This is a genomic window from Streptomyces cahuitamycinicus (genome assembly GCF_002891435.1).
Lineage (GTDB): Bacteria > Actinomycetota > Actinomycetes > Streptomycetales > Streptomycetaceae > Streptomyces > Streptomyces cahuitamycinicus.
On the sequence record NZ_POUC01000663.1, the window covers coordinates 1 to 2,878 of the forward strand.

2 protein-coding genes and 1 pseudogene are annotated in these 2,878 nt (G+C 70.2%); all 3 read left to right on the forward strand.

What is annotated here, in order from left to right:
- Window positions 1-67 precede the first annotated feature (67 nt).
- Window positions 68-1,570: a VirB4 family type IV secretion system protein gene (locus tag C1J00_RS41190; RefSeq protein WP_102913947.1), complete on the forward strand. Its 1,503-nt coding sequence runs from the start codon at window positions 68-70 to the stop codon at window positions 1,568-1,570.
- Between the two features lie 12 nt (window positions 1,571-1,582).
- Entirely contained in the window at window positions 1,583-2,152 is a 570-nt protein-coding gene (locus C1J00_RS41195; protein WP_102913948.1) for a hypothetical protein, read from the forward strand.
- A gap of 267 nt (window positions 2,153-2,419) precedes the next feature.
- Window positions 2,420-2,878, forward strand: a pseudogene (locus C1J00_RS41205) (hypothetical protein); the annotation flags it as partial.

The window sequence follows — 2,878 nt, forward strand, 5'->3', positions numbered from 1 at the left end:
ACCGACCTCCGCCCCCGCACCACAGCCTGCGTGCGATGAGCACCACCCGCAGAATCGAGGGCCCCCGATGAGCCACCGGCCCGCCCGTCGCGCCCGCCGCGCTTCCGCCAGCCCGCTGTTCACCCCCCACGGCACCGACCGCGCCAGCCGCAAGGCCGCCCGCCGCCAGCTCGCCGAGGCCACCGCCAAAGCCAACGCCCACCAGAGCGAAAGCACGCCCGCCGAGCACCAGATGCCCGCACCGCTCTACCCACCGAGCGGACGCCCCGGGCCCGCCTCCTCTCGCGGGAACCGGCTGAAGCTCCCCGCCCACCGCATGACCACCGCGGTCGCGGCCGGCGCCTATCCCTTCCTAGCCGAAGGCGGACTCGGCGCCGAGGGAATCTACATCGGCCGCGACGTCCACGCCGAAGCATCATTCGTCTTCGACCCGTTCGCTCTGTACGGCAAAGTCGAGGGATTCACCAACCCCAACCTGTTGCTCGCCGGCGTGATCGGCCAGGGCAAGAGCGCCCTCGCCAAGTCCTTCGCGCTGCGGTCGGTCGCCTTCGGATACCGCGTCTACGTACCGTGCGACCCGAAGGGCGAGTGGACTCCGGTGGCAGAAGCCCTCGGCGGCCGGTCCGTCGCCCTCGGGCCCGGGCTGCCGGGTCGCCTGAACCCCCTGGACGCGGCCCCGCGCCCTGAGAGCGTGGCCGAGGCCGACTGGGTCGGCGAGATCCGCAAACGACGCCTGCTCCTGCTCGGCTCCCTTGCCCGCACCATCCTGGGCCGGGACCTGATGCCCATGGAGCACACCGCCCTGGACGTCGCCCTCGACGCCGTCGTCACCCGCGCCGCCGACACGCACCGCACCCCGCTCCTCGGCGACGTCGCCGCCGCCCTCAACAACCCCCACGAGCTCGACGAGACAGCCGGGATGATGTCCGGCCAACTCAGCGACGCGGCACGAGACTTGGCCCACGCCATGCGGCGCCTGGTCCACGGCGACCTGGCCGGCATGTTCGACGCCCCCTCGACCGTCGCATTCGATCCGAACGCGCCGATGCTCACCATCGACCTGTCCCGCCTCAGCGGCTCCGGGGACGACACCGCCCTCGTCCTGGCGATGACCTGCGCGAGCGCCTGGATGGAATCCGCCCTCTCCGATCCCAGCGGCGGCCGGCGCTGGATCGTGTACGACGAGGCATGGCGCCTGATGCGGCACGTCGGCCTGCTCCAGCGGATGCAGGCCCAGTGGAAGCTCTCCCGCGGCCTCGGCATCGCCAACCTCATGGTGATCCACCGGCTGTCCGACCTGCTCACCGCCGGCGACGCCGGATCACAGGGCCGCGCCCTGGCCGAGGGACTCCTCGCCGACTGCTCCACCCGGATCATCTACCGCCAGGAGACCGACCAGCTCCACGCCGCGGCCTCCCTGCTCGGACTGACCTCCGTCGAGATGGACGCCATCGCGCACCTCAACCGAGGGCGCGGTCTGTGGAAGGTCGCCGGACGATCCTTCATCGTGCAGCACCTCCTGCACAGCCACGAACTGGCGCTCTTCGACACCGACGCCCGCATGCACTGAAAGCAGGAGCCCATGAGTTCCGACCCACGTCGCGAGCTGATACCCCGCAACGCCACTCTCCACCTGATCGACTCTCTTGACGCCCTGCAGTCCAGACTCCGCTCCGCCGCCGAGCAGACACACCTGCTGGACGACGCAGGCCGAGTGCCCGCCACGCCGTCCTACGCCGAACTGCTGCAGCACGCCGCCGAGGCGCAGGCCCTCTCCCGGGACATCCTCCAGCTGACAGCCGACTTCGCCCGCAGCAGCCACAGCACCACCCGCGCCGGCACCGCCGTCCTCACTCACCTCGCGACGGCCGCCACCATATCGAGCCACGCCGTACCCGCCTTCGCCGAGACAGCGGAGATCGCCCTCTCCCTGCCCCGCTCCGCAGGCCCGACCGACCGGCAGCACTCGGAGAACCGGATGGTCATCTACCACGCCACAGCACGCGCCTACCTGCGCCGCTCCTCGGACTCACTCCGCGACGCAGCCAAAGAACTCAACGACCACCTCGACATCCACCGCTTCTTCCGCCCATCTCCCCCGCAGCAAAGCCCGACGCCTCCACCACCCGGGCCGAGCGGTCGCCACCGATAGGCCCCGACCTGATCATGACCGCAAGGAGACCCCTGAACCGCCCCGCACACTTCAGCGACGCCGACTGGGCCGACTACCAGCAGTGTCAGGCCGATCACGACGACCTCATGGCGCAGACCGCCGACCGCGAAGCCCACTTGGAGCATGACCTGATCGCCGTCTATGACGAGTACGCAGTCGACCTCAGTCCGGGTCCGAAGCCGGAAGCCGACCTCGCTCGCCGGACGCCTCCGCCCCGTCGGACACCAGCATCCCGCAGGAGAAGCCGTGGCCGCTGACGAAGCGAACACCTCAGATGCCCGAACGGCTCCCCTCGCGCCGATTCCCGACCACCGCAACGTGAACACGCCGTGGTGGCAGGAGCTGTGGCGTCGCCACGCACACGTCATCACGCCGCTGCGGGCACGCGGACTGCAGTGCGACATCGAGTTCGGCCTCAGCACCTACAACGTGCGCGTCTCGCTCCCCGACGACAGCTACCTGGTCATCAGTCCGCCGCAAGAACCGTCCTCCAAGCGACCGCCCGGAGACCCGGAGGGCTGGATCGCCACTCGCGAGCACCCCGACGACCAGACGCTGCTCGAGGTCCTCTACGACTCAGCTCCCTCCGACGACCCCGGTGCTCCCCATCGGCCCGAAGCCCGCCACGGCGGCAGCGCCCAACCCCTGATCGAGACGATCGATCACCGCCTCGCCCAGCTCGGGCTCTGTATCTTATACACATCT

What these genes read in the sequence shown, in the direction of transcription:
- C1J00_RS41190 (WP_102913947.1), top strand. Translation starts at nt 68, where the DNA reads ATGAGCCACCGGCCCGCCCGTCGCGCCCGCCGCGCTTCCGCCAGCCCG.
- C1J00_RS41195 (WP_102913948.1), top strand. Translation starts at nt 1,583, where the DNA reads ATGAGTTCCGACCCACGTCGCGAGCTGATACCCCGCAACGCCACTCTC.